The sequence below is a fragment of the Burkholderia sp. 4M9327F10 genome, assembly GCF_005503145.1.
In the GTDB taxonomy this organism is placed as follows: Bacteria; Pseudomonadota; Gammaproteobacteria; order Burkholderiales; family Burkholderiaceae; genus Paraburkholderia.
On the sequence record NZ_SCNV01000027.1, the window covers coordinates 84,691 to 105,845 of the forward strand.

A 21,155-nucleotide genomic window follows, 5' to 3' on the forward strand; every position below is an offset into this window, starting at 1 on the left:
ACGTCATGGCGCGCAAAGGCATTATTCTCGCTGGCGGCTCGGGCACACGCCTGTATCCGATCACGCACGTCGTCTCGAAGCAACTGCTGCCGGTGTACGACAAGCCGATGATCTATTACCCGCTGTCCACGCTGATGGTGGCGGGGATTCGCGATGTGCTGATTATCTCCACGCCGCAAGACACGCCGCGCTTCGAGACGATGCTCGGCGACGGCAGCCAGTGGGGCATGAACATCCAGTATGCGGTGCAGCCGTCGCCGGATGGGCTTGCCCAGGCCTTTCTGATTGGCCGTGAATTCGTCGGCAACGATCCGTCGGCGCTGATTCTCGGCGACAACATTTTCTATGGCCACGATCTCGCCAAGCAGCTCGAGCGTGCCAATCAGCAGGAAGACGGCGCCACCGTCTTCGCTTATCACGTGCACGATCCCGAGCGCTACGGCGTGGTGGAGTTCGACAAGCAGTTCCGTGCGCTATCGATCGAAGAGAAGCCGGCCAAGCCGCGCTCCAACTACGCAGTGACGGGGCTGTACTTCTACGACAAGCAGGTCTGCGATATCGCCGCTGACATCAAGCCTTCGCCGCGCGGCGAACTCGAAATCACCGACGTCAATTCGCGTTACCTGGGCGCCGGGCAACTGAATGTCGAGATCATGGGGCGTGGCTACGCCTGGCTCGATACCGGCACGCACGATTCGCTGATCGACGCGGCGACTTTCATTGCCACGCTGCAAAAGCGCCAGGGCCTCGTGGTGGCTTGCCCCGAAGAGATTGCGTTCCGGCGCCGCTGGATCAGTGCCGAACAACTCGAAAAGCTGGCCGCACCGCTGTCGAAGAATGCCTACGGGCGCTACCTCCAAAATCTACTTTCGGACCCCTTGGCATGGCCATCAATGTAATTGCGACGGCGCTGCCGGACGTCAAGATCATCGAGCCTAAAGTGTTCGGCGATGCACGAGGCTTCTTCTACGAAAGCTTCAATGCACGCGAATTCGCCCGCGAGACGGGTGTGAACGCCGAATTCGTTCAGGACAACCATTCACGTTCGGTGAAGGGCGTGCTGCGCGGCCTGCATTACCAGATTCAGCACCCGCAAGGAAAGCTGGTGCGTGTCGTGTCCGGCGAAGTCTTCGACGTGGTGGTGGATATCCGGCGCAGCTCGCCGACTTTCGGCAAGTGGGTCGGTGTGTCGCTGTCGGCGGACAACAAGCGGCAACTGTGGGTGCCACCGGGCTTCGCGCACGGTTTTTGCGTCACCTCCGAGAGCGCCGAGTTTCTGTATAAGACCACCGACTATTGGTACCCGGAATTCGAGCGCAGCCTGCTGTGGAACGACCCGGCGCTGGGGATTGAGTGGCCGCTTGACGGCGAGCCGCAGGTTGCCGCGAAGGATGCAGCAGGACGCGTGCTGAGCGAAGCCGAGGTGTTCGCATGAGGATTTTGCTGACGGGCCGCAACGGACAGGTGGGGTGGGAGTTGCGACGCGCCCTGGCGCCGCTCGGCGACGTGGTTGCGTTCGACCGCCAGGAAGCCGATCTGGCGAAGCCCGAGACGCTCGCCAGGCTGGTTGCGTCCGTGCGGCCGCATGTGATTGTCAATGCTGCGGCCTATACCGCGGTTGATAACGCAGAAACGGAGACGGCGTTGGCTCACCGGGTCAACGCTGAAGCGGTCGGCGTGCTCGCCGAGGCTGCGCGTGAGCAGAACGCGCTGATGCTTCACTATTCGACTGACTACGTGTTCGATGGCTCGTCGCGTACGCCATACGTGGAGACCGATCCGGTGGCGCCGCTGAATGCGTATGGCGCCAGCAAGCTGGAAGGCGAGCGCGCGATCGAAGCGGTGGATGGAGACTGGCTGACCCTGCGCACCACGTGGGTCTACGGCCCACGAGGCCGAAACTTCCTGCGCACCATGCTACGGGTAGCGGGCGAGCGTGACAGCCTGCGAGTGGTGGCGGATCAGACTGGAGCGCCGACTTCCGCGCGCATGATTGCCGACCTGACGGCGCACGTTGTCGCCCAGGCGCAGCGCGAGCGCGCCGCCGGCGAATTCGAGTCCGGCCTGTTTCACATGACCGCAGCGGGCCAGACCACGTGGCACGGCTTTGCCAGCGCAATTATCGAGGCTGCGCGTGCGTCCGGAAAACTGGACATCAAGGCGGCCACGATCGAGCCGATTACCTCGGATGCCTATCCGACGCCGGCACGCCGCCCACAGTATTCCATTCTCGATAACGATAAGTTCGACCGACGCTTCCGGCTCGGTCGCCTCGACTGGCGCGAAGGGCTCGCGTTGGCGCTGGACGATCTTCTGGGGCAGTAAGCGCGTCCCGCATTGCAAACAGGAACAGGTATGGAAACACCAAATCGGCTGCTGCATCCGCTGGCAGTCGTGTACTCGCTCACTGAGAATTGGCATCTGATTGTGCAATTCGTCAAGCGCGAGGTCGCTGGCCGCTATAAGGGTTCGTTTCTCGGGCTCTTCTGGTCGTTCATTACGCCGCTGTTGATGTTGAGCATTTACACGTTTGTGTTTGGGTTTGTGTTTAAGTCCAGATGGCGCGCGGCATCTGACGACCATATTGAATTCGCTGTTGTGATGTTCGTTGGCATTCTTGCGCACAACCTCATTTCGGAGTGTTTGACGCGCGCGCCGATGCTCGTTGTCGGTAACCCGAATTACGTCAAAAAAGTTGTCTTTCCCCTTCAGACTTTACCTTGGATCGCGATCGGGACGGCCTTGTTTCACATGCTGGTCGCTTCGGTAATCCTTCTTGTCGCCATCCTGTTTTGGCAGGGACATATTCCGTGGACGGTGATTTTCGTTCCCGTGATCCTTTTGCCTTTCGTAGTGCTGATCGCTGGATTAGTGTGGTTTCTCGCGTCGTTCGGGGTATTCATGCGGGATCTGGGGCAGGTGATGGGTATCGTGTCGTCGCTACTGATGTTCATGGCGCCGGTCTTTTACCCGTTGACTTCTGTGCCGCCGCGTTTGCGTTCCGTCATCATGCTGAATCCGTTGACGTTCGTCATTGATCAGATTCGCACCGTCGCAATCTGGGGCGGGCAGGTCGATTGGATGGGGTGGGCGATATATGCCGTGGTTGCCTACGTGATCGCATCGCTCGGATTGTTGTGGTTTCAAAAAACGCGAAAGGGATTTGCTGATGTGCTCTGATAGCGTGAAGGAAACCGCTGTCGAGGTACGTGGTCTCGGCAAGCGTTATGAAATTTACAGTGCCCCACAGGACCGCCTGAAGCAGATGATCCTGCCGCGCCTCGCGCGAATGACCGGTCGACAGCCCAAGGAGTACTTTCGCGAGTTTTGGGCGCTGAAGAACGTTGACCTGACCATTGCCCGCGGCGAGACCGTTGCAATCATTGGCCAGAACGGTTCAGGTAAGTCGACGTTCCTGCAACTGGTTTGCGGCACCTTGTTTCCGACACAGGGGCAGGTCCAGCGCAATGGCCGGGTAGCCGCGCTGCTCGAGCTCGGTGCGGGTTTTAACCCGGAGTTCACGGGCGAAGAGAACGTTTACCTGAGCGGTATGCTGTACGGGTTGAGCGAGAAGCAGTTGAAGGAGCGGTATGAGTCGATTATTGAGTTCGCGGAGATCGGTGATTTTGTTTCGCAACCGGTGAAGACGTACTCGAGCGGTATGTATGTCCGCCTCGCATTTGCGATCGCTGCGCACGTCGACGCCGATGTGCTCGTCGTGGACGAGGCGCTGTCCGTTGGCGACGTGCGATTTACGCAGAAATGCATGCGATTCCTGCGGGAGTTCCAGAAGAACGGGACACTCCTGTTCGTCAGTCACGACGTCGGGGCGGTCACGAGTTTATGCTCACGCGCGGTCTGGCTTGACCATGGTTCTGTCCGTATGGACGGTTCGGCAAAGGAAGTAGTCGAGGCCTATCTCGCAGAGCAACACGTGCTCGACCGGAAGGCACAGGGCGTCTCGGTGAGCGCAGTCAAGAAAGCGCGGGCGCGCGCCAAAATGGAGGCGCTGGATGTCGTGGATGTCAGGCTTGAGGAATTGAAGGGACGCAATGTAACTCAAGTATTTGAATTCGATCCGGACGCGGATAAGAGCGCGTTCGGCGCTGGAGGTGCGTCGATCGTTCACGTTGCGTTACTTGACGAAGACGGAAACCCGACACAAATTCTGCAGGGCGGGGAACTGGTCACGCTCGAAATCAGGGTCGACGTTCATGCCCAGCTTTCGGGGTTGATTTTCGGTTTCTATGTGAAGGATCGTCTCGGACAGCGCCTGTTCGGCGACAACACCCACCTGAGTTATGAGGATTTGATCGAGGGTGCGGCGGAAGATCAGTTTCGCGCTTCGTTCCAGTTTCGCATGCCCGTTATGCCTGTTGGCGCGTATTCAATTGACACTGCGGTCGCATCCGGGACCCAACTCGATCATACACAACAGCATTGGCTACACGATGCGTTGCAATTCCGCGCCGTGGACAGCACGATGCGCCATGGCCTGATTGGTATTCCTATGTTGCGTATTAGCGTTGAAAAAGAGAGGTCAGTGGCATGATCGAGTTTACCGGCGAGCGGTACATTCCGACCGAGGCGGGCGACATCCGCTATGAGCACTGGCATCGCTATGCTTGGGCGTCGCAGAGCCTCGCGGGGCTAGACGTTCTCGATGTGGCGTGTGGCGAGGGCTACGGTTCAGCGATCATCGCGAGAACAGCGAAGACTGTCACGGGCGTCGATATTTCGTCAGATGCGGTTGCACATGCGACTGAGCAGTATTCGACTGTCGGAAATCTTGCTTTTTTGAATGGCAGCGCCAGCGACCTTCCCTTGCCAGATGCTTCCTTCGATGCAGTTGTCTCTTTTGAAACGATCGAGCATTTGTTGGAGCAGGAGGAGATGCTCTCGGAAATTCATCGTGTGCTTCGACCGGGTGGATTTCTTCTTCTGTCTTCGCCGAATAAGAAGGTATATTCCGACGATCGAAATTATCAGAATGAGTTTCACGTTAAAGAGCTGTATTTCGAAGAACTCGATGCCCTCGTAAAGCGCCACTTTGCCAAGGTTGCCTACTTCGGCCAACGGTTGGCGACGAGTTCGATCATCGTTCCTGAAGATCAACGCGATACGTCTTATTCGGCTCACACGCTCAGCGATGACGTGGTGGATGCCCGCACCCCGAAGCTCGACTCGATCATGTACTTCCTGGCTGTTTGCTCGAAGGACAGCGGATCCGTGCCTTCGAAACTTCAGGCGTCTGTGTTTTTCGAAGAGGGAAGTGATCTATATGCGAGGCAAGGCGAGATAATCGAATGGGCAAACCGCCAGGTTGATGAAATTGCGGCGAGAGACAAAGAGATTTACCGGCTGCAAGCCGAATTCGATGATCGCACGAAGTGGGCGTTGGAGCTTGATGCTCAGGTAGCGCAGTATCTCGCCGCCGGCGGTCTGGAGGGCCTGGAGGCTGCAAAGCGAAAAGCTGAGGAAGCTACGCTCGAAGCGGATCTTGCTAGACGAGACGCGCAGCAAGCTCGGGAAGCGTTTGAGTCGCTGGCTTCTGGTGTGGGATTCGAGAAAATGCGGAATGAGCGTGACGAGCTGCAAGTGCGCGTCGGCCAGCTGCAAGCGAAGCTTAATGAACTGTACGCTTCCACCTCGTGGAAGGTCACGCGACCGATCCGAGGATTGAGGCGTGCTGCCCGAGGCGAGTTTGCGCCAATGCTGCAACCGCTGCGACCCTATGCAAGAAAATGGGCTCGTACGGTATATCAAGCTCTCCCGCTGACTCCCCGCCAAAAGGCCAAGGCAGCGGATGTGATCTTCCGTGTCGCGGGCCCGCTATTCGAGGGCGTTGTGTACTACGAGGCTTGGAAACGCCAGGGGCAACCGGTGCCCAGCGTGCTGGGCAAAGGTCCCATTGCGCCAGCCGACATCGATAGCGTGCTTTCCAGCTTGCAGTTCACGCAGGTCGACTCACCGCGTGTTTCGGTGATCATTCCTACCTACGGCAATCTCCCGCATACCTTGGCTTGCGTGCGTTCGATTGCGGAGCACCAGCCTGTCGCGACAATTGAGATCATCGTCGCAGAGGATGCATCCGGCGATGCGGACATCTTGCGGATGCAACAGATTCCAGGTATCCGCTTCGTGCTGAACCCTCAGAATCTCGGTTTCGTTCGGTCGTGCAATTACGCGGCTTCACATGCGCAAGGCGAGTTTGTTTACTTTCTGAATAACGATACGGAAGTCACACCGGGGTGGATCGACTCCATGGTGGATCTGTTCGAAACCCGGGCGGATTGCGGCATGGTCGGTTCGAAGCTCGTGTATCCGGACGGCCGTCTTCAAGAGGCCGGCGGGATTTTCTGGAAGGACGGCTCCGCGTGGAACTTCGGGCGACTCGATGATCCGTCCAAGAGCGCTTACAACTACGTCAAGGAAGTGGACTATTGCTCGGGCGCTTCTCTTCTGATTCGACGTGATCTGTTCACCGAGTTGGGTGGCTTCGACGAGCACTATGTTCCAGCCTATTGCGAAGATGCGGACCTCGCGTTCAAAGTGCGGACGACGGGTAAGAAAGTCTATTACCAACCCGAATCCGTCATCATCCACTACGAGGGTATTTCTCACGGCACTGACACCGGAACCGGTATTAAGGCATACCAGGTCGTGAACCAGCAGAAGCTGCGTGAGCGCTGGCGCGAAGTGCTGGACACGGAGCACTTCGAGAACGGCACCCACGTAACGGTGGCACGGGATCGAAGCGCCCGCAAAAAATCAATTCTCATCGTGGATCACTATGTTCCGCAGCCGGACCGTGATGCTGGATCCCGATCAGTGATGTGTGTTATCCGCGTTTTGACGGAAATGGGCTTAAGCGTCAAATTTTGGCCCGAGAATCTTTGGTACGACCCAGTCTACGTCAAGCCCTTGCAGGCAATGGGCGTCGAGGTTTTCTACGGGGCGGAGTTCGTGGGTGGGTTCGACGAATGGACGAAGGAAAATGCCAGCTCGCTGGATTATGCGTTCCTGAATCGGCCACACATAAGTGAATCTTTAGTCGCGCCGCTGCGCAAGCACGCCCCTCGGGCAAAGTTGCTCTATTACGGGCATGACATCCATTTCGAGCGCCTGCAACGTGAGTTTGCGATTACGGGCGATCAAAAGGTACAGCGTCAGTCCGACGCAGAGCGTGTACGTGAGATGAAGATATGGAAAGAGGTCGACGTCGTTTACTATCCGTCACCCACTGAGACTGAGACGGTAAAGCAGCTTGATCCGAGTGTGACGGCGCGGACCTTGCCCGGGTATTTCTTCGACGCACGGCCGAATCCGAGTGGGGAGATTGCACTGTTTGAGCGCAGCAATATCGTATTTGTCGCGGGCTTTGGTCATCCACCAAACGTCGACGCAGCCACCTGGCTTGTGACGTCGATTCTGCCGCTCATACTGGTCGAACTTCCGAAGGTCCACCTGACGCTGGTAGGTTCAAACCCGACGGACGAGGTTAAGGCGCTCGCCGGGCCTAACGTGACTGTCACCGGGTGGGTGAGTGATGAGCGCCTCGCCGAGTTATACGATCTCGCGCGAGTCGTGATCGTGCCATTGCGTTTTGGCGCGGGGGTGAAGAACAAGGTGGTCGAAGCGCTGCATTTCGGTGTCCCGCTTGTCACCACTCCGGTTGGCGCGCAGGGTCTTCCCGGTTTGGAAGAGATTGTTCCTGTCACGGACGATGCACAGCAACTCGCGGAAGATGTGGTTGCTTTGATGCGCGACGATGATCGCTGGCACAAGGCCGCGCATGACGGTCGAGGATATGTCGCAGCACATTTCTCGCGTGAAGCAATGCGAAGTGCTTTGGCACAGGATATTGATACCGGCACGCCTGTGGACGCGTACTGATAATGTTTAGACTTTCCAAATTCGAGGAGATGTGTACTGGCTTTGCAGCGTTAGGCCGAACATCTCCCAAATTTTTAGCGGGCAGCCAGGTTTCGATCTCGTGCGCTCATCTGTTGAACGCTGCCCCATTGCGAGGTGAAGCATGAAAGTTATCGAGTCCGCAGGCGCTGTAACGAAGCTGGTTCCCGTGATTATTTGCGGTGGGTCGGGCACTAGGCTGTGGCCCGTCTCCCGCGAGGCATTTCCGAAGCCGTTCATGCGGCTTTCGGATGGGCAAAGCCTGCTGCAAAAAGCCTATCTGCGCGCATGTGCGTTACCGGGCGTCGACGAGGTCATGATCGTCACGAATCGAGACACCTATTTTCTTGTCAAGGACGATTGCGCGGAAGTGAAGGTCGACGGCGTTGAGCTCGGATTCGTGCTTGAACCCGTGCCCCGCAATACTGCGGCGGCGATCACAGCTGCTACGCTCGTAGCGCGCGAGCGTCATGGCTCTGACGCGGTTCTTTTGGTCATGCCAGCAGATCAGTTGGTTGAGAAATTGGATACCTTCGTGACCGCGGCGACGCTTGCTGCGCAGGCCGCATCTGCGAAAGGCATCGTGGTGTTTGGTATTCAGCCGACGCGGCCAGAAACAGGGTATGGATACATCGAAGTAGATGAGTGTGTTTCTGCGCCAACGGCTCTCGTACCGGTCAAGCAGTTCGTTGAAAAACCCGTCCTTGACGTGGCGAAGCGCTTCCTGGACGGAGGTCGCCATCTTTGGAATGCGGGGATGTTCTGTTTTCGGCCAGATACGATGCTGGAAGAGCTGAACAACTGGGTGCCGGGAATGTCCGATTGCGTCGCGAACGCGGTGGGCGAGGGCACGCGCAGTGTCTCCAATGGCAGCTATGTTGTCGAGTTGGGGATTGAGTCATTTAAACGTGTTGAGAACGTATCTATTGACTACGCGGTCATGGAGCGTTCGAAGAACGTGTCGGTGGTGGCTTGTGATCTTGGGTGGAGCGATATCGGGTCATGGAAGGCCGTCAGTGAATTGACGCCGCCGGATGCCCAGGGCAATCGGGTTGAAGGCGCTGCCGCTTTGTACGAGGTGAACGACTGCTATATCCGCGGGCAAGGACGAGTCATCGGCGCAATTGGAGTGCGCGATCTGGTGATTGTCGATACGCCCGATGCCTTGCTTGTTGCGAGTCGTGAGCGGGCGGAGGATGTGAAGCAGATCGTCGCACAACTGAAGCGCGACGGACACGAGAGTTGCGTCCTTCATCGCACGGTGCATCGCCCGTGGGGTACCTATACGGTTCTTGAAGAAGGTGAACGCTTCAAGATGAAGCGGATCTTCGTGAAGCCAGGGGCGTCGCTGTCGCTACAGATGCATCATCATCGCAGCGAGCATTGGATCGTCGTTCAGGGTTGCGCGGATGTTGTTTGTGACGATCAAGTGATGCAGTTGCAGCCGAACGAGTCGACGTATATTCCTGCTGGACGGAAGCACCGTCTGACCAACCCAGGTGTTGTTGATCTGATCTTGATCGAAGTCCAATGCGGCGAGTATCTTGGTGAAGACGATATCGTGCGTTTCGAGGATGTTTATGGTCGGTTGAATGCGTCGGCGGTGGGCGACACTGTCACCGGTTAATTTCACGCCTTGAACATAGGAAGCTAGTAAGCTTGACCGCACGGCGTGCCTGCGTGCTGTTTTCGGCTCCTAAGTCTCTTCGTCTGTCAGTCGATCCCTGTATCTGCGTATCGTGGGATCGCACCTCACTATTTAGAACTCGGTGCAATCAGGATGAACATTCAAAACGCTTCGGTGTTGGTAACAGGGGCTGACGGCTTTATTGGCAGCCACCTGGTAGAGGCGCTCGTGATGCGAGGATGCCGGGTGCGAGCTTTCGTTTTCTACAATTCCTTCAACAGCTTGGGTTGGTTGGACACTTTGCCGAAGGAAGTACTGGAAAAGGTCGAAATTTTCTCGGGAGACATTCGTGACCCGAACGGTGTCCGCGTTTCAATGACTGGGTGTGACGTGGTCTTTCACCTGGCGGCACTGATCGCTATCCCATTTTCATACCATTCCCCGGACTCGTATGTAGACACGAACATCAAGGGTACATTGAACGTACTGCAGGCCGCCCGCGAGCTTGGTACACAGCGCGTCATCGTGACTTCAACATCGGAGGTCTACGGCACTGCCCAATATGCGCCGATCGATGAAAAACATCCCTTCCAAGGCCAGTCCCCCTATAGCGCTACGAAAATTGGCGCGGACCGGCTAGCGGAATCGTTTTATCGCTCATTCAATACCCCCGTGGTGATTGTGCGCCCCTTCAATACCTACGGTCCTCGGCAGTCGGCGCGTGCGGTGATACCTACCCTCATCACGCAACTGCTAGCGGGACAGACGCAGCTTCGTGTTGGGAGCCTCACTCCCACCCGCGATTTCAACTACGTCGCTGACACGGTAGCTGGCTTTATCGAGTTGGCTTCAGCCGATGAAGCGGTGGGGCAGGAAATTAATATCGCAACCGGAATCGAACACTCGATCGGTGATGTTGCATCCTTCCTGATTTCAGAGTTGAATCCTTCCGCAACTCTTCTTACTGACGAGCAACGTCTTAGGCCAGAGGCGTCTGAGGTATTTCGGTTGATTGGTGACAATACTCTAATTAAGAATTTGACGTCATGGCGTCCTCGCTTCGATTTATATGCGGGGCTGAGGGATACGATTGAATGGTTTCGGGACGAGCGGAATTTGTCGCGCTATAAACCAAATCAATACAATATCTGACAGAGGCGATGATGCGCGCAATCATACTTGCTGGCGGTAAAGGTACCAGACTTCGACCGTATACAACGTTGATCCCAAAGCCTCTCGTCCCGTTGGGTGGAAAATATTCCATTCTCGAAATTATTATCATGCAACTGGCGAAGGTCGGGGTTACTCATATTACTCTGGCAGTTAATCATCTCTCGCATCTTATTGTTTCTTACTTTGGTGATGGATCGAGATTCGGTTTGAAGATTGACTACTCACTGGAGGAGGGCGAGCTAAGTACGATTGGTCCGTTAACTCTCATTGATGATTTGCCCGAAAATTTCCTTGTGATGAATGGAGATATTCTTTGCAATCTCGATTATCGGAAATTTTTTGAGCAACATGTTAATTCGGGAAGTCAGATTTCAGTTTCGGCGTACAAACGCGAGGTTAAGATCGATTTTGGTGTGCTCAGGTATAACGAGGCACGTCAGCTAACCGGATTCGAAGAAAAGCCAATCATCGATGTTGATGTAAGTATGGGAATTTATTGCATAAATCGCTCCGTCATCAATGAGCTACCACGCGGAGCGGTATACGGTTTTGATAATCTCATGCTTGACGGAATTAAAAATTCTCGTCGCATCGACATCTGTCCGTTTTCGGGATATTGGTTGGACATCGGCCGGCCAGACGATTATCAATACGCGGACGAAAACTTCGTTGAATTGTCAGAGAAACTGGGCATCTCTTGATGAAAACCGTCCTGGTTACAGGAGGAAATGGAGCGCTTGCGCGGAGCGTGACGGGATATCTGGAGGCGATCGGTGACTATCGAGTGATCGTTAGTACTCGATCGGGAGATGGGTCTTCTGTGCAACTAAACGTTTGCGATACTCCACAACTTTCCGCAACACTAGAGAGGACTGCTCCAGACGTCGTCATACATCTCGCCGCTACCTTCGGGAATGAGTTTTCGGATGCCTATGCCGTCAATGTGGATAGCACGCGACATTTGCTCGACGCGGTAGAACGTTCGAATTCCAAGGCACGTGTAATTTTGGCCGGGTCGGCAGCCGAATACGGCGCCGTAGAGCCCTCTGACAACCCGGTTTCAGAAACGAGAGCGTTAAATCCCGTATCCGTGTACGGCTTGACCAAAGCGTGGCAAACGCAACTGGCGACCGTTTACGCGGCTCGAGGCGTTGACGTTGTCGTCGCCCGGATTTTCAATCTCGAAGGCCGAGGCTTGTCTGAACGACTATTTGTCGGGCGCGTATATCGGCAAATTGAGGAAGTGGTGCAGGGTCGGCGATCTACCATCGACGTGGGTCCCTTATCCGCGACACGAGACTATTTGAGGCTGGACGATGCTGCGGAGCAAATCGCCGCGGTCATGGCCCACGGCGAAGCCGGGTGCGTCTATCACGTTGCAAGTGGTAGACCACTCACGATGCGGGAGTTACTGGAGCGCAATCTGGCCGAGCATGGGCTCGATATGCAGATCGTCCGCGAAGCTCCTGCGTTATCAAATCGAACCGGATATGATGTCCCGGTCATTTACGCGAATGTGGCGCGAACTGCAATGCTTTTAGAAACTTGGAGGGCGCGTGGAAAAGCTTAAGATCTCTGTCGTTACCCCTGTATTCAACGAGGAAGAGGTTATAGGCCATTTTCACGACCGAACTCGCGCTGTCCTGGACTCGCTACCCAATATAGAGGCAACGATCGTGTTTGTTCTGGATCGTTGCACGGATAACTCTCTAGCTGTGTTGCGGGAAATCGTTCGGCGTGATTCCAAATCCAAACTGATCGCGTTGTCGTCCCGCTTTGGCCATCAGATGTCACTGCTCGCGGGTATCGAGAAATCACTCGATGCTGACGCGATCATCATGATGGATAGCGATTTGCAACATCCACCGGAGTTGATCCCGAGAATGCTTTCTGTATACCAGCGAGGCTTTGACGTGGTGTATACCACGCGCCAGGAGAATGGGGGCGCGGGATTGATCAGGGAGGCCGTGGGTAAGACATTTTATAAATTGCTTTCGAAGATTTCGAATGTACCGATAACGGCAAATGCTGCGGATTTTCGTCTCATATCGAAACGAGTAGCCAGTGTTTTGGTTAACGGTTTTGGCGAGCAAAATCTCTTCCTTCGAGGCATTATTCCATGGATGGGATTCAATCAGGTTGGAATCGAATATATTGCGGAACCGAGGTTTGCCGGGAAATCGAAATATTCATTGTCCAGGATGATCCGGCTGGCCGCGGACGGCATTTTATCTTTCAGCACTAAGCCTTTACAGATTGGGATATTTGTGGGGGTAGGATTTGCTTGCCTGGCGTTTTTGTTTTCAATATATGCCATAGTAAGTTATTTCATTGATCGTTCCATACCTAGTGGCTGGACCACTATCGCGGTTTTATTGCTTTTGTTTAGCGGTGTGCAATTGATCGTTATAGGTGTGCTTGGTTCATATATCGGTGGGATATATCAGGAAGTCAAGCGTCGTCCTCGTTATATAATAGAGGAGGAGATTTATCATGACGAAGCGCGTTGATTTTGATAAGTATACCGATAACTATAACGAATTGCTCGGTGAGAAAACGCAATTTTTCTCATCGAATGATGAATATTTTGCGCGTTATAAGATTGATTTGGTTCGGAAAGCGGTCAAAACTCCGGTAAAACGCGTCCTCGAATTTGGCTGCGGAATTGGTCGCAACATTCCATTTCTGCAGCAAGCCTTCGATCAGGCGACCGTGGTTGGATCAGACATATCGAGAGCTAGTCTTGATGTGGCGGAGCGCGAAAATCCGGGCGTTGAATTTATCTGTGAGGAAGATGCCACGACTCCTATGGGAAAATTCGATCTCATTTTTGTTGCTGGGGTATTCCATCATATTCCCGTCGATCAGCGGATATCGGCTGCGAGCACTTTGCGAGATCGGCTGACGCAAGCCGGAGATATTTTCGTTTTCGAGCACAACCCTTATAACCCGGTGACGCGTCGAATCGTCGATACATGCCCTTATGACGAAGATGCCGTGCTGTTGAACCCGGCTGAGCTTAAAAACACTCTGCGCGCCGCGAATTTGCTGGTTAGCCGCTCGGAATATTGTCTCTTCGTGCCGCCTCGTTTTTCGATGCTGGCTGGCCTGGAAACAAAACTCGGTTGGTTACCGCTTGGCGGGCAATATTGGGTGCGAGCCAGGCATAACACATGAAGCAATTTGTTCGTTTCCTTTTGGTTGGATTGTTTAATACGGGATTTGGTTATTGCATAATTTTCTTTTTCATGTATGCAATAAAATTTTCGCCTGAAATAAGTAACGTTCTTGGTTATGCGATTGCTCTTGCTGGGTCGTATGTCTTAAACCGAAAATTTACGTTTGAGAGTAATAAAAAACGCACAGGTGAGATTTTTAAATTCCTTGTCGTTTTTTCGATCGCCTACAGCGCTAATTTCGCATTTTTGGTTTTTCTAATTCACATTGTGAATTTCAATAAAGGGTTGAGCCAAATTTTAGCGGGCGTTTTATATGTCGGCGTTTCGTTTTTTATGAATAAATACTATGTATTTAAAGCGCCGATTTCAAGCTGATCGAGGCACGAGGGGAAAATGATAAAAATATTTCGTCGGAATTTATTGTTAGCGGTGACCTTGATAGCCGTGTTCGGTCTGTTTTTAAGACACGCATTTTCTCACGATCGTTCATTCGGACTTTATAGGGATAACGAAGACTTTCTCGGACCGCTCCTGTCCACGATGTCGACGGCTGTGCGTCACGGAGTTTGGCCGCTTAGAACAGATACCTTTCTCGGTGGACTTCCGTTTTACGATCTTCCTCAACTGTCGGCGTTCTACCCGTTCTATTTCACGTGGCTCCCGTTATTTCGAACGCCATTCGATACGATGTATTCAATGCATTGGATCGTTTTGATGCACATCTTGATCGCAGAGATCAACATGTGTATTTTACTGCGCGAAGTCGGGGTATCTCGCTTATCGGCTGTCCTCGGCGCTGCGCTATTTGCCTTTAGTGCGAACAGTTTCATCTACGCCTACTGGATAAACATCGTTGCGCCCTATGCCTGGCTGCCACTATACCTCACTGGCCTTGTTGGAATTTTGAACGGCAAACAGCAGCGACGATATCCGCTAATGGCTATCGGCGGTATGGTGATGCTTGTTTTCGCTTCGCCGGCGCAGCCTTTGATACATGCGTTATTTTTGACCGCGGTATTTTTCGTCGTTAAGGTTGTGAGTGATAGGATAAACGGGCAAGGAATACGCGAGATCACGCGCCGAGCCGCCGGAGTGGTGATTATTGGAGTCTTGAGCCTGTTGATCGTCTCACCGGTACTTACACCGGTGATTTTGAATTTGAATGACATGATTAGATGGATTGGGAATTTCCCTGCGGTGATCGGGAACTCCCCCATCCCATTTAATGCGTTTACAGAGGATCAGCTGACCGTTACACAACTTGGTGGTGCCTTGTTTAAAATGGAAGGTCTCAAAGTGGGCCAGCAATTCGTCGGCCTGATTCCTTTCTCGCTCGCGGCTGTCGCTGTGGCGTGGCGACCTCGATCGTGGTTTGTGCAGGTAATGGCGTTTACTGCTGTCTACTCATTTTTATCGGCAGCAGGTACTAATTTAGGGCTGGGGTACATTAATTACTATTTGCCCATATTAAATAAGATACGTGAACCGAGCCGCTTCCTGTTTCTGTTTCAGTTTGCGGTTGCTGCTTTAGCCTCTGTAGGCCTCGATGAATTGCGCTCACGTATCTGCTTGCGTATCGATAAATCAAGACTTAAAGTCTTGATTGCGCCATTTGTAATTCTGATCGGTATTGCAATTGTCGCCGCAATAATCGGTAGACAGGAAATCATTGCGCGAGTACCGACCGCTTTAACTATTTTATTGACCTGCGCGTTGGTTTCCTTGACATTGCTCATTCATATTTCACCGACCGAATCTCGGGCGTTGTTTGTGGCATGCAGTTGGGCGGTGACCGCCTTGATACTACAGACCATGGAAGTACATTGGATACCTTTCAGTGTCCCGAAGGAAAGTCAATATCTCATTACGAATGCCTCCGAACTCGATCGAGCCTTGTCGCGCGTCGCGGCATTGGATCCTGGTCGGAATTACAGGGTGATATTTGAAGGAGAAATTGATAAACAACAGGCTTCCATGCTTGCCTCGTACCGGGGAATTCGAACGTTAAATGCATACGTTAACCCTGCACCATATCGTCAGTTCAGCGAGATGTATTATCAAGGGCCAAGCGCGGATAATTATTTTTTTGTGCTTGGTGCGAAATTTATGATCTGCGATGTTTGCAACCCTGATGCTGTGAGAGGGTATAGGCGTATTGAAGATGTCGGCCGCTACGCGATATATGAGGCAGAAGCTGTGTCGCCGCATGGTTATTTGAAAACTTCAATCGATGGGTATTTTAAATCCATTGATCAATTTAAAAAGGAAACTACGAACATTAATCCGGAGGGTGGAGTTTTGTTTCTGGGAAATGATTCACTAGTGACCCTGCCGCAGAGAGGTGTAACGGGACAAGATTGTGATCTGGTTGAGAAGGAGAGAACCGTCACCTATGATCGCTTTGAAACGTCATGTCCAGCGCAAAGTGTATTGGTATTGAATGAGTTTTTTGATAAGTCGTGGGCAGCGTATCTGGACGGCGAGCGCGTGAAAGTTTTCGAGGTTAATGGTAACCAGTTGGGAGTGGCTTTGCCGGGCGGTGCGCATTTTGTTGAGTTTAAATACGTTCCAGATTATTTCAAAAAGATATTGTTGTTGATGCTAGTTGGAGTTTTAACTGCCTGTATTTACATTTTTTATTTTGGTAGGCGGCGTGTCGGCCGACCGTAACGAAGAATTTTTATTAACGAATTTGATGGAGGCTATGAGGTTCGGCTGCCTCAAAAAGTCGCTTCTACGTTTCAGCTCATTGGAGTGACAAGAGGGCATTCATCAGGGAGGAGCTACCGCTAAAGGTAGCTCGTCACTTCCAACTGTAGGTCGATCGACGTTGGTTCAAGCGAGGCCCTGCGGCGCAGGAAGGCGGATTTTGTCGCAACTTGAGGATGAGCCGGATCGGAAGCCGTAGTTTCGATGTGAAGGCGTTGATGCGGCCTCCACCGCCTAACTTCGTGCTCTGGCCGCGTACCCCGCTTCGAACCTGCGCTCGTCACCGCCGCGCGAGAGTTTCGCGCACCGGCACGCATCCGACTTCTAGTAGACCCCGGTCGTGACGTAAAAAGCAGGCGCGCCATCAATTCGGTTGTATGTCTTCGTTTCAACGTCGTGAAGCCCCTTCTCTGTCAAAGCAGCGTTGTACTTTGACGCGTCAGAAGCCTTCCAGAAGGCTACCCGTACACGGTCACATTGGCATTTCGATTTATCGATCTGCCCTGTTTCGAGAACATAAGGTATGCGGTTCTCGGTCAAAAGTACGAACGGCATGAAAAATCCCCAATCTGGGAAAACATATAACGTCTTTGGCTCGCTCAGAGCGTCATTTGCAAGTGTGGTTGTGGCTGCAGTCGTCAAATTGGTGCCCCCAGTCAACCGGAGTTTGCGGTAAAAATTATCGCCCTGGTGAAGATTCCCCGCGAAAAAGACGAGAGCGCACGCTGTTGCAATCCAAATCGACGATCGGCTCTTGATCACTTCAGCGAGTGTCATAGCCAGCAATAAATAGGCGACTGGGACTAGCACGCTGAAATGGTGCGCCCAGAGACGACTGCCCAAAATGATTCCAAAGATGAGGTATGAAATTGGCAGCAAAAAAACCAGAAAGCGACGTTCGCGTTTGAGCAGTGCAATTGCCACAAGAAATACCGCGATGAACCCCCCGGCTTTAATAGTCCCCCATATGCCGCCGACACTTTGTCCGAAGATCATGAATTCATTTCCGGCGTTAGTGATTGCGAGATACGCGGCGCTTAAGGTGTACTTGAGACTTGCCCATGCCGAGAGCTTCGACGATAGCGGAGCGAGATCTTGCGTAGCATGACGTAGCCATTCGATAGCTTGGGGGAATCCGCCAAGAGCACTTTCGAGCGACGCATAGCCCGCGACGTAAGGGAGTACACCTACAAAGCAACCTAAAATCCACACGGCAGGTTTGCGGTCGGGGCGGCTGAGCATCAGGATCAACATCGCGGGGCCAAAGAAACCAAGAACGAAGTATCCGTAAGTGGCTAGTCCGAGAAACATTCCTGAGAGAAAAAAGCCAATACGGCTACCGTACCAAAGAGCAGCGAGACTGGCGAAAAGCCACATTTCTCCACCCAGGATTATGTAGAACTGCGTTCGGAAGGAAGCAATAAAGGCGATGTCCGTCGCCAGTAAAGCCGCACCAATGAATGCAGCGATTCGGTTACGCGTAGCGAGCACCGTAATCAGATATAGCAACGCGACGGTCGCTGCTCCAAACAGGGCCTGTGAGATGCGCACCGATGTCACGCTGACTCCAAGGAGACGAAACGTGATTAGGTCAACGTAGTAATTCTGGACGCCGTGATACAGGCTGCCCAAGATCGGAAACACCGCGGTAGGTATTACCCATGCTGGATTCTGTAGACCTGGATTTAGGGTTTGCGCGGCCAGGTAGTCGGGGTTTACCGCATCCATATAGAGTCCCGGCAGCTCGACCTGGCGCAGCACGCCTAGCCAAAAGATCAGCATCAGCAGGAAGATGCCTATTACGTCGTTTTTTGTAAGTTTCATCGGAGTCTCGTGACCACATGGATTCGCGAAAGGCAAGATTCTAACCGGTAGGCAACCCGCCAAGGACCCATCGCAGACGAGCGCCCCGGCCGCGGCCTACGAGAGTGATCCACCTTGATAGTCACCGACCGGCAAAGGACGCGCATCGCTAAGGTTAGCGCTACCAGTTAAAACTTAAAGTAGATAAACGGTACGTGTAAATCGAATTGTCCAAACAGCTCCATGGACACAAGTGCCAAGCCTACCGGAACCCCGATGAGTGGATACGGCAAGCTTTCGGTCAGCCAGCGTTGGATTCTCCGGTTGCCATCGGCGATGCACCACAATGCACTGACCGCGAGTAGCAGCCAATAGTGTTGGTTCGATCCCGCAATACTCAACACTTTTATCGAAAACAACTGCTTCAATACGACTGAAGTCGTGGCGAAGTCGACAGATCTAAACGGTATCCACGCGATAGCGACGCAAACGAAGGTCAACATGCCACCGAGCAGTGTCGTCGCAGGGCGAATCGCGGGTGCAACAGCGATATGCGGTTTGATTCGGTGGCCCCAGCAACGATGAACGCAGAGCATAGCACCGTGTGCCAAGCCCCAAACCATGAAGTTCCAGCTCGCGCCGTGCCAAAGGCCACCGAGTCCCATAACGATCATCAGGTTTAGATAAGTACGGGATGGCCCAACTCGATTCCCCCCAAGGGAGATGTACAGATAGTCGCGTAACCACGAAGACAGCGAGATGTGCCAACGGCGCCAGAAATCAGCGATGTTGGTGGCCAGGTACGGACGCTCAAAGTTCGAGGGAAATTTGAACCCGAGAAGCGCCGCGCACCCGCGGGCTATGTCTGTATAACCAGCGAAGTCGAAATAAATCTGCATTGCAAAGGCGATAATTCCGATCGCTGGCGCTACGGCGCTGGTAGCCGGGTCATTGAAATAATCATTGGCCACTACCGCAAAGAAATCTGCAAATATTATCTTCTTGATAAGTCCTTTGATTATCTGACATGCAGACCAACTGATATCCTCGATCGTTGGTCTGAAATTTTTCCCTACCTGTGGGAAAAAATTTTCAGGTCGAATAATCGGCCCCGCAACTAAGTGGGGGAAGAAAGAAATGAAAAGTGAGAAATCGGTGAGGCTGCGAACGGCTCGAATGTCCTTGCGGTATATGTCAACGCAGTAAGCTATGCCTTCGAAGGTGAAAAAGCTAATCCCGACCGGGAGAATGATATGCAGACTAAGTGACTGATCGCTCAGATGTAGCGCTTCAGCGAATGAGCCAACGAAAAAATTGAAATACTTGAAGAATCCGAGCACCACGAGGTTTAGCACAACCGCCAGGCTGACGAATGCTTTGCGTTTATGTTCGGCAGCGTCTTCAATGCATATGCCAAGTGCATAGTTTGCGACGGTAGAGGCTGCAAGTAGTATCGAAAAACGCGGATCCCAGCATGAATAAAACACGTAGCTGGATATAACTATCGCGATGCGGCGAGTGTTCGGCTTACTCGCAACGAGCACGCAGCATACGATCGCGAAAAATATCCAGTATTCAAATGAGTTGAACTGCATAAATCACTTACCTGAAGAAATTTGCGTTGTAACTGCCGATGCGACGGCTGCACTGAGCAGTTCCCGGCCGCGTTGGTTCACATGTAAGGCATCGTGGAAATTTTCCGGCTTTTCTATCAGCTCAAAAGCCCGCTGATCCAACAGGGTGAGCCTTCCTGCCGCCTGCAGATCTCTAAGCGAACCGTCCGTACGAAAGGTTCGTTGATCATATTGCTCATATGGTCCCCGCGGGATCTGAAAAATCATGACGGGCACTTTAGCGGCGCTATAAGCTGCGGCGATGCCGCCGTACCATTGATTACGGTATTGCGCTGTGAGCTCAGGGTCAACTGGATTTATCTCGCCGAGCATGAAGCTGATATAGCGTTGCATTTGAGAGATTTCGCCGGAATTCCATTTCTGAGTCGTGAAATCAAAATTGTAAAAATGAGCTGCGTCGAGAGTCGGTACCGCCGACGTTGAGCCAGCATAGCTATACGACCATTGATAGAAGTGTTCATGCCAGCTTTGGGCGTCGGATATGCGTTTATCGGGTGAGGCGAAAAAATCATATAAATCGTCACTCGCGGTGACGATTGGCGTCATGAGCGTACCGAGCGCATCGATTTTGTTGTGAAAGCCAGAGAAGCTGTTCGCGATTGTAAACGTGTCACGAAAATCGGTAATGGGAAGAAGATATTTCAAATCCAGAGAAAAATTCGAAAAATCCGTATCGTTGTGGTAATCATCGTAATCGTGTACCATAAGTACAACGCCAGAAAATAGTTTTCTATCTGGATCTACGTTTTTCAGGAAGTAATACCATACGCGCGGAGACGTACCGGGAATCCCCGCTTCAATAAAATTAATGTCGGTCCGATTGCTGACTTTATTCGCAACTGCTGCAGAGAAACCTTCGCTGACTCTGGAATCTCCCATCACGATGATATTCTTTTTACCGGCAACCAGCTGATGTAGAACTGAATCGCGGGTTTGTACTATCAAGCCCATTGTCGAATCAGGTTTGACCCAGTAGTAATAATTAGTAACTTTGAAAATTATTGAGTCTGCCTTGCAGAAGTTCGTAAGGCGCTGCCTAGCCTGGCGATGCGGTTAGTTGGCGGGTAATAGAACTCCCAGAACGAATATCGATCTGATAAAGATTCTGGGAGTTTC

17 protein-coding genes are annotated in these 21,155 nt (G+C 52.9%); 14 read left to right on the forward strand and 3 right to left on the reverse strand.

Going from position 1 to position 21,155, the window contains the following annotated elements:
- The first annotated feature begins 5 nt into the window (after positions 1-5).
- The 14 genes from rfbA to FFS45_RS23175 all read left to right on the forward strand — a co-directional run bounded on the left by rfbA (position 6) and on the right by FFS45_RS23175 (position 16,563).
- Positions 6-899: a glucose-1-phosphate thymidylyltransferase RfbA gene (rfbA, locus tag FFS45_RS23110; protein WP_137956948.1), complete on the forward strand. Its 894-nt coding sequence runs from the start codon at positions 6-8 to the stop codon at positions 897-899.
- Positions 884-1,435: a dTDP-4-dehydrorhamnose 3,5-epimerase gene (gene rfbC / locus FFS45_RS23115; RefSeq protein ID WP_137956949.1), complete on the forward strand. Its 552-nt coding sequence runs from the start codon at positions 884-886 to the stop codon at positions 1,433-1,435. The genes rfbA and rfbC overlap by 16 nt, the downstream gene beginning before the upstream one ends.
- Positions 1,432-2,325, forward strand: a complete 894-nt coding sequence (rfbD, locus tag FFS45_RS23120; RefSeq protein WP_137956950.1) for a dTDP-4-dehydrorhamnose reductase — start codon at positions 1,432-1,434, stop codon at positions 2,323-2,325. Before rfbC ends, rfbD begins: the two co-directional genes overlap by 4 nt.
- 30 nt (positions 2,326-2,355) lie before the next feature.
- Positions 2,356-3,180, forward strand: a complete 825-nt coding sequence (locus FFS45_RS23125; protein WP_137956951.1) for an ABC transporter permease — start codon at positions 2,356-2,358, stop codon at positions 3,178-3,180.
- On the forward strand, positions 3,170-4,552 hold the full coding sequence (locus FFS45_RS23130) for an ABC transporter ATP-binding protein (RefSeq protein WP_137956952.1): 1,383 nt from the start codon (positions 3,170-3,172) through the stop codon (positions 4,550-4,552). Before FFS45_RS23125 ends, FFS45_RS23130 begins: the two co-directional genes overlap by 11 nt.
- Complete coding sequence (locus FFS45_RS23135) at positions 4,549-7,896, forward strand: methyltransferase domain-containing protein (RefSeq protein ID WP_137956953.1); 3,348 nt, start codon at positions 4,549-4,551, stop codon at positions 7,894-7,896. The genes FFS45_RS23130 and FFS45_RS23135 overlap by 4 nt, the downstream gene beginning before the upstream one ends.
- Positions 7,897-8,038: 142 nt before the next feature.
- Positions 8,039-9,541 (forward strand): mannose-1-phosphate guanylyltransferase/mannose-6-phosphate isomerase, encoded by a 1,503-nt coding sequence (locus FFS45_RS23140; RefSeq protein WP_137956954.1) that lies wholly within the window; start codon positions 8,039-8,041, stop codon positions 9,539-9,541.
- A 153-nt stretch (positions 9,542-9,694) separates the two neighbouring features.
- Entirely contained in the window at positions 9,695-10,693 is a 999-nt protein-coding gene (locus FFS45_RS23145; protein ID WP_137956955.1) for an NAD-dependent 4,6-dehydratase LegB, read from the forward strand.
- An 8-nt stretch (positions 10,694-10,701) separates the two neighbouring features.
- A complete protein-coding gene (locus FFS45_RS23150; RefSeq protein ID WP_212745754.1) occupies positions 10,702-11,415 on the forward strand; it encodes a sugar phosphate nucleotidyltransferase in 714 nt (237 codons plus the stop codon).
- Positions 11,415-12,284 carry an NAD(P)-dependent oxidoreductase gene (locus FFS45_RS23155; protein ID WP_137956956.1) on the forward strand — a complete coding sequence of 290 codons (870 nt, stop codon included), beginning with the start codon at positions 11,415-11,417 and terminating at the stop codon, positions 12,282-12,284. The genes FFS45_RS23150 and FFS45_RS23155 overlap by 1 nt, the downstream gene beginning before the upstream one ends.
- Positions 12,271-13,224: a glycosyltransferase family 2 protein gene (locus FFS45_RS23160; protein ID WP_137956957.1), complete on the forward strand. Its 954-nt coding sequence runs from the start codon at positions 12,271-12,273 to the stop codon at positions 13,222-13,224. The genes FFS45_RS23155 and FFS45_RS23160 overlap by 14 nt, the downstream gene beginning before the upstream one ends.
- Positions 13,208-13,891 (forward strand): class I SAM-dependent methyltransferase, encoded by a 684-nt coding sequence (locus FFS45_RS23165; RefSeq protein WP_137956958.1) that lies wholly within the window; start codon positions 13,208-13,210, stop codon positions 13,889-13,891. Before FFS45_RS23160 ends, FFS45_RS23165 begins: the two co-directional genes overlap by 17 nt.
- Positions 13,888-14,268, forward strand: coding sequence for a GtrA family protein (locus tag FFS45_RS23170; RefSeq protein ID WP_137956959.1), 381 nt, complete (start codon positions 13,888-13,890; stop codon positions 14,266-14,268). Before FFS45_RS23165 ends, FFS45_RS23170 begins: the two co-directional genes overlap by 4 nt.
- 18 nt (positions 14,269-14,286) lie before the next feature.
- Positions 14,287-16,563, forward strand: a complete 2,277-nt coding sequence (locus tag FFS45_RS23175) for a YfhO family protein (RefSeq protein ID WP_137956960.1) — start codon at positions 14,287-14,289, stop codon at positions 16,561-16,563.
- A 363-nt stretch (positions 16,564-16,926) separates the two neighbouring features.
- Here the strand turns inward: FFS45_RS23175 and FFS45_RS23180 are convergent, their stop codons facing one another.
- The 3 genes from FFS45_RS23180 to FFS45_RS23190 all read right to left on the reverse strand — a co-directional run bounded on the left by FFS45_RS23180 (position 16,927) and on the right by FFS45_RS23190 (position 20,990).
- Complete coding sequence (locus tag FFS45_RS23180; protein WP_137956961.1) at positions 16,927-18,426, reverse strand: glycosyltransferase family 39 protein; 1,500 nt, start codon at positions 18,424-18,426, stop codon at positions 16,927-16,929.
- A 167-nt stretch (positions 18,427-18,593) separates the two neighbouring features.
- Positions 18,594-20,000, reverse strand: coding sequence for an MBOAT family O-acyltransferase (locus FFS45_RS23185; protein WP_137956962.1), 1,407 nt, complete (start codon positions 19,998-20,000; stop codon positions 18,594-18,596).
- 3 nt (positions 20,001-20,003) lie between these two features.
- The gene (locus FFS45_RS23190; RefSeq protein ID WP_137956963.1) at positions 20,004-20,990 is read right to left on the reverse strand and encodes a hypothetical protein; all 987 of its coding nucleotides are present in this window, start codon (positions 20,988-20,990) and stop codon (positions 20,004-20,006) included.
- Positions 20,991-21,155: the final 165 nt, after the last annotated feature.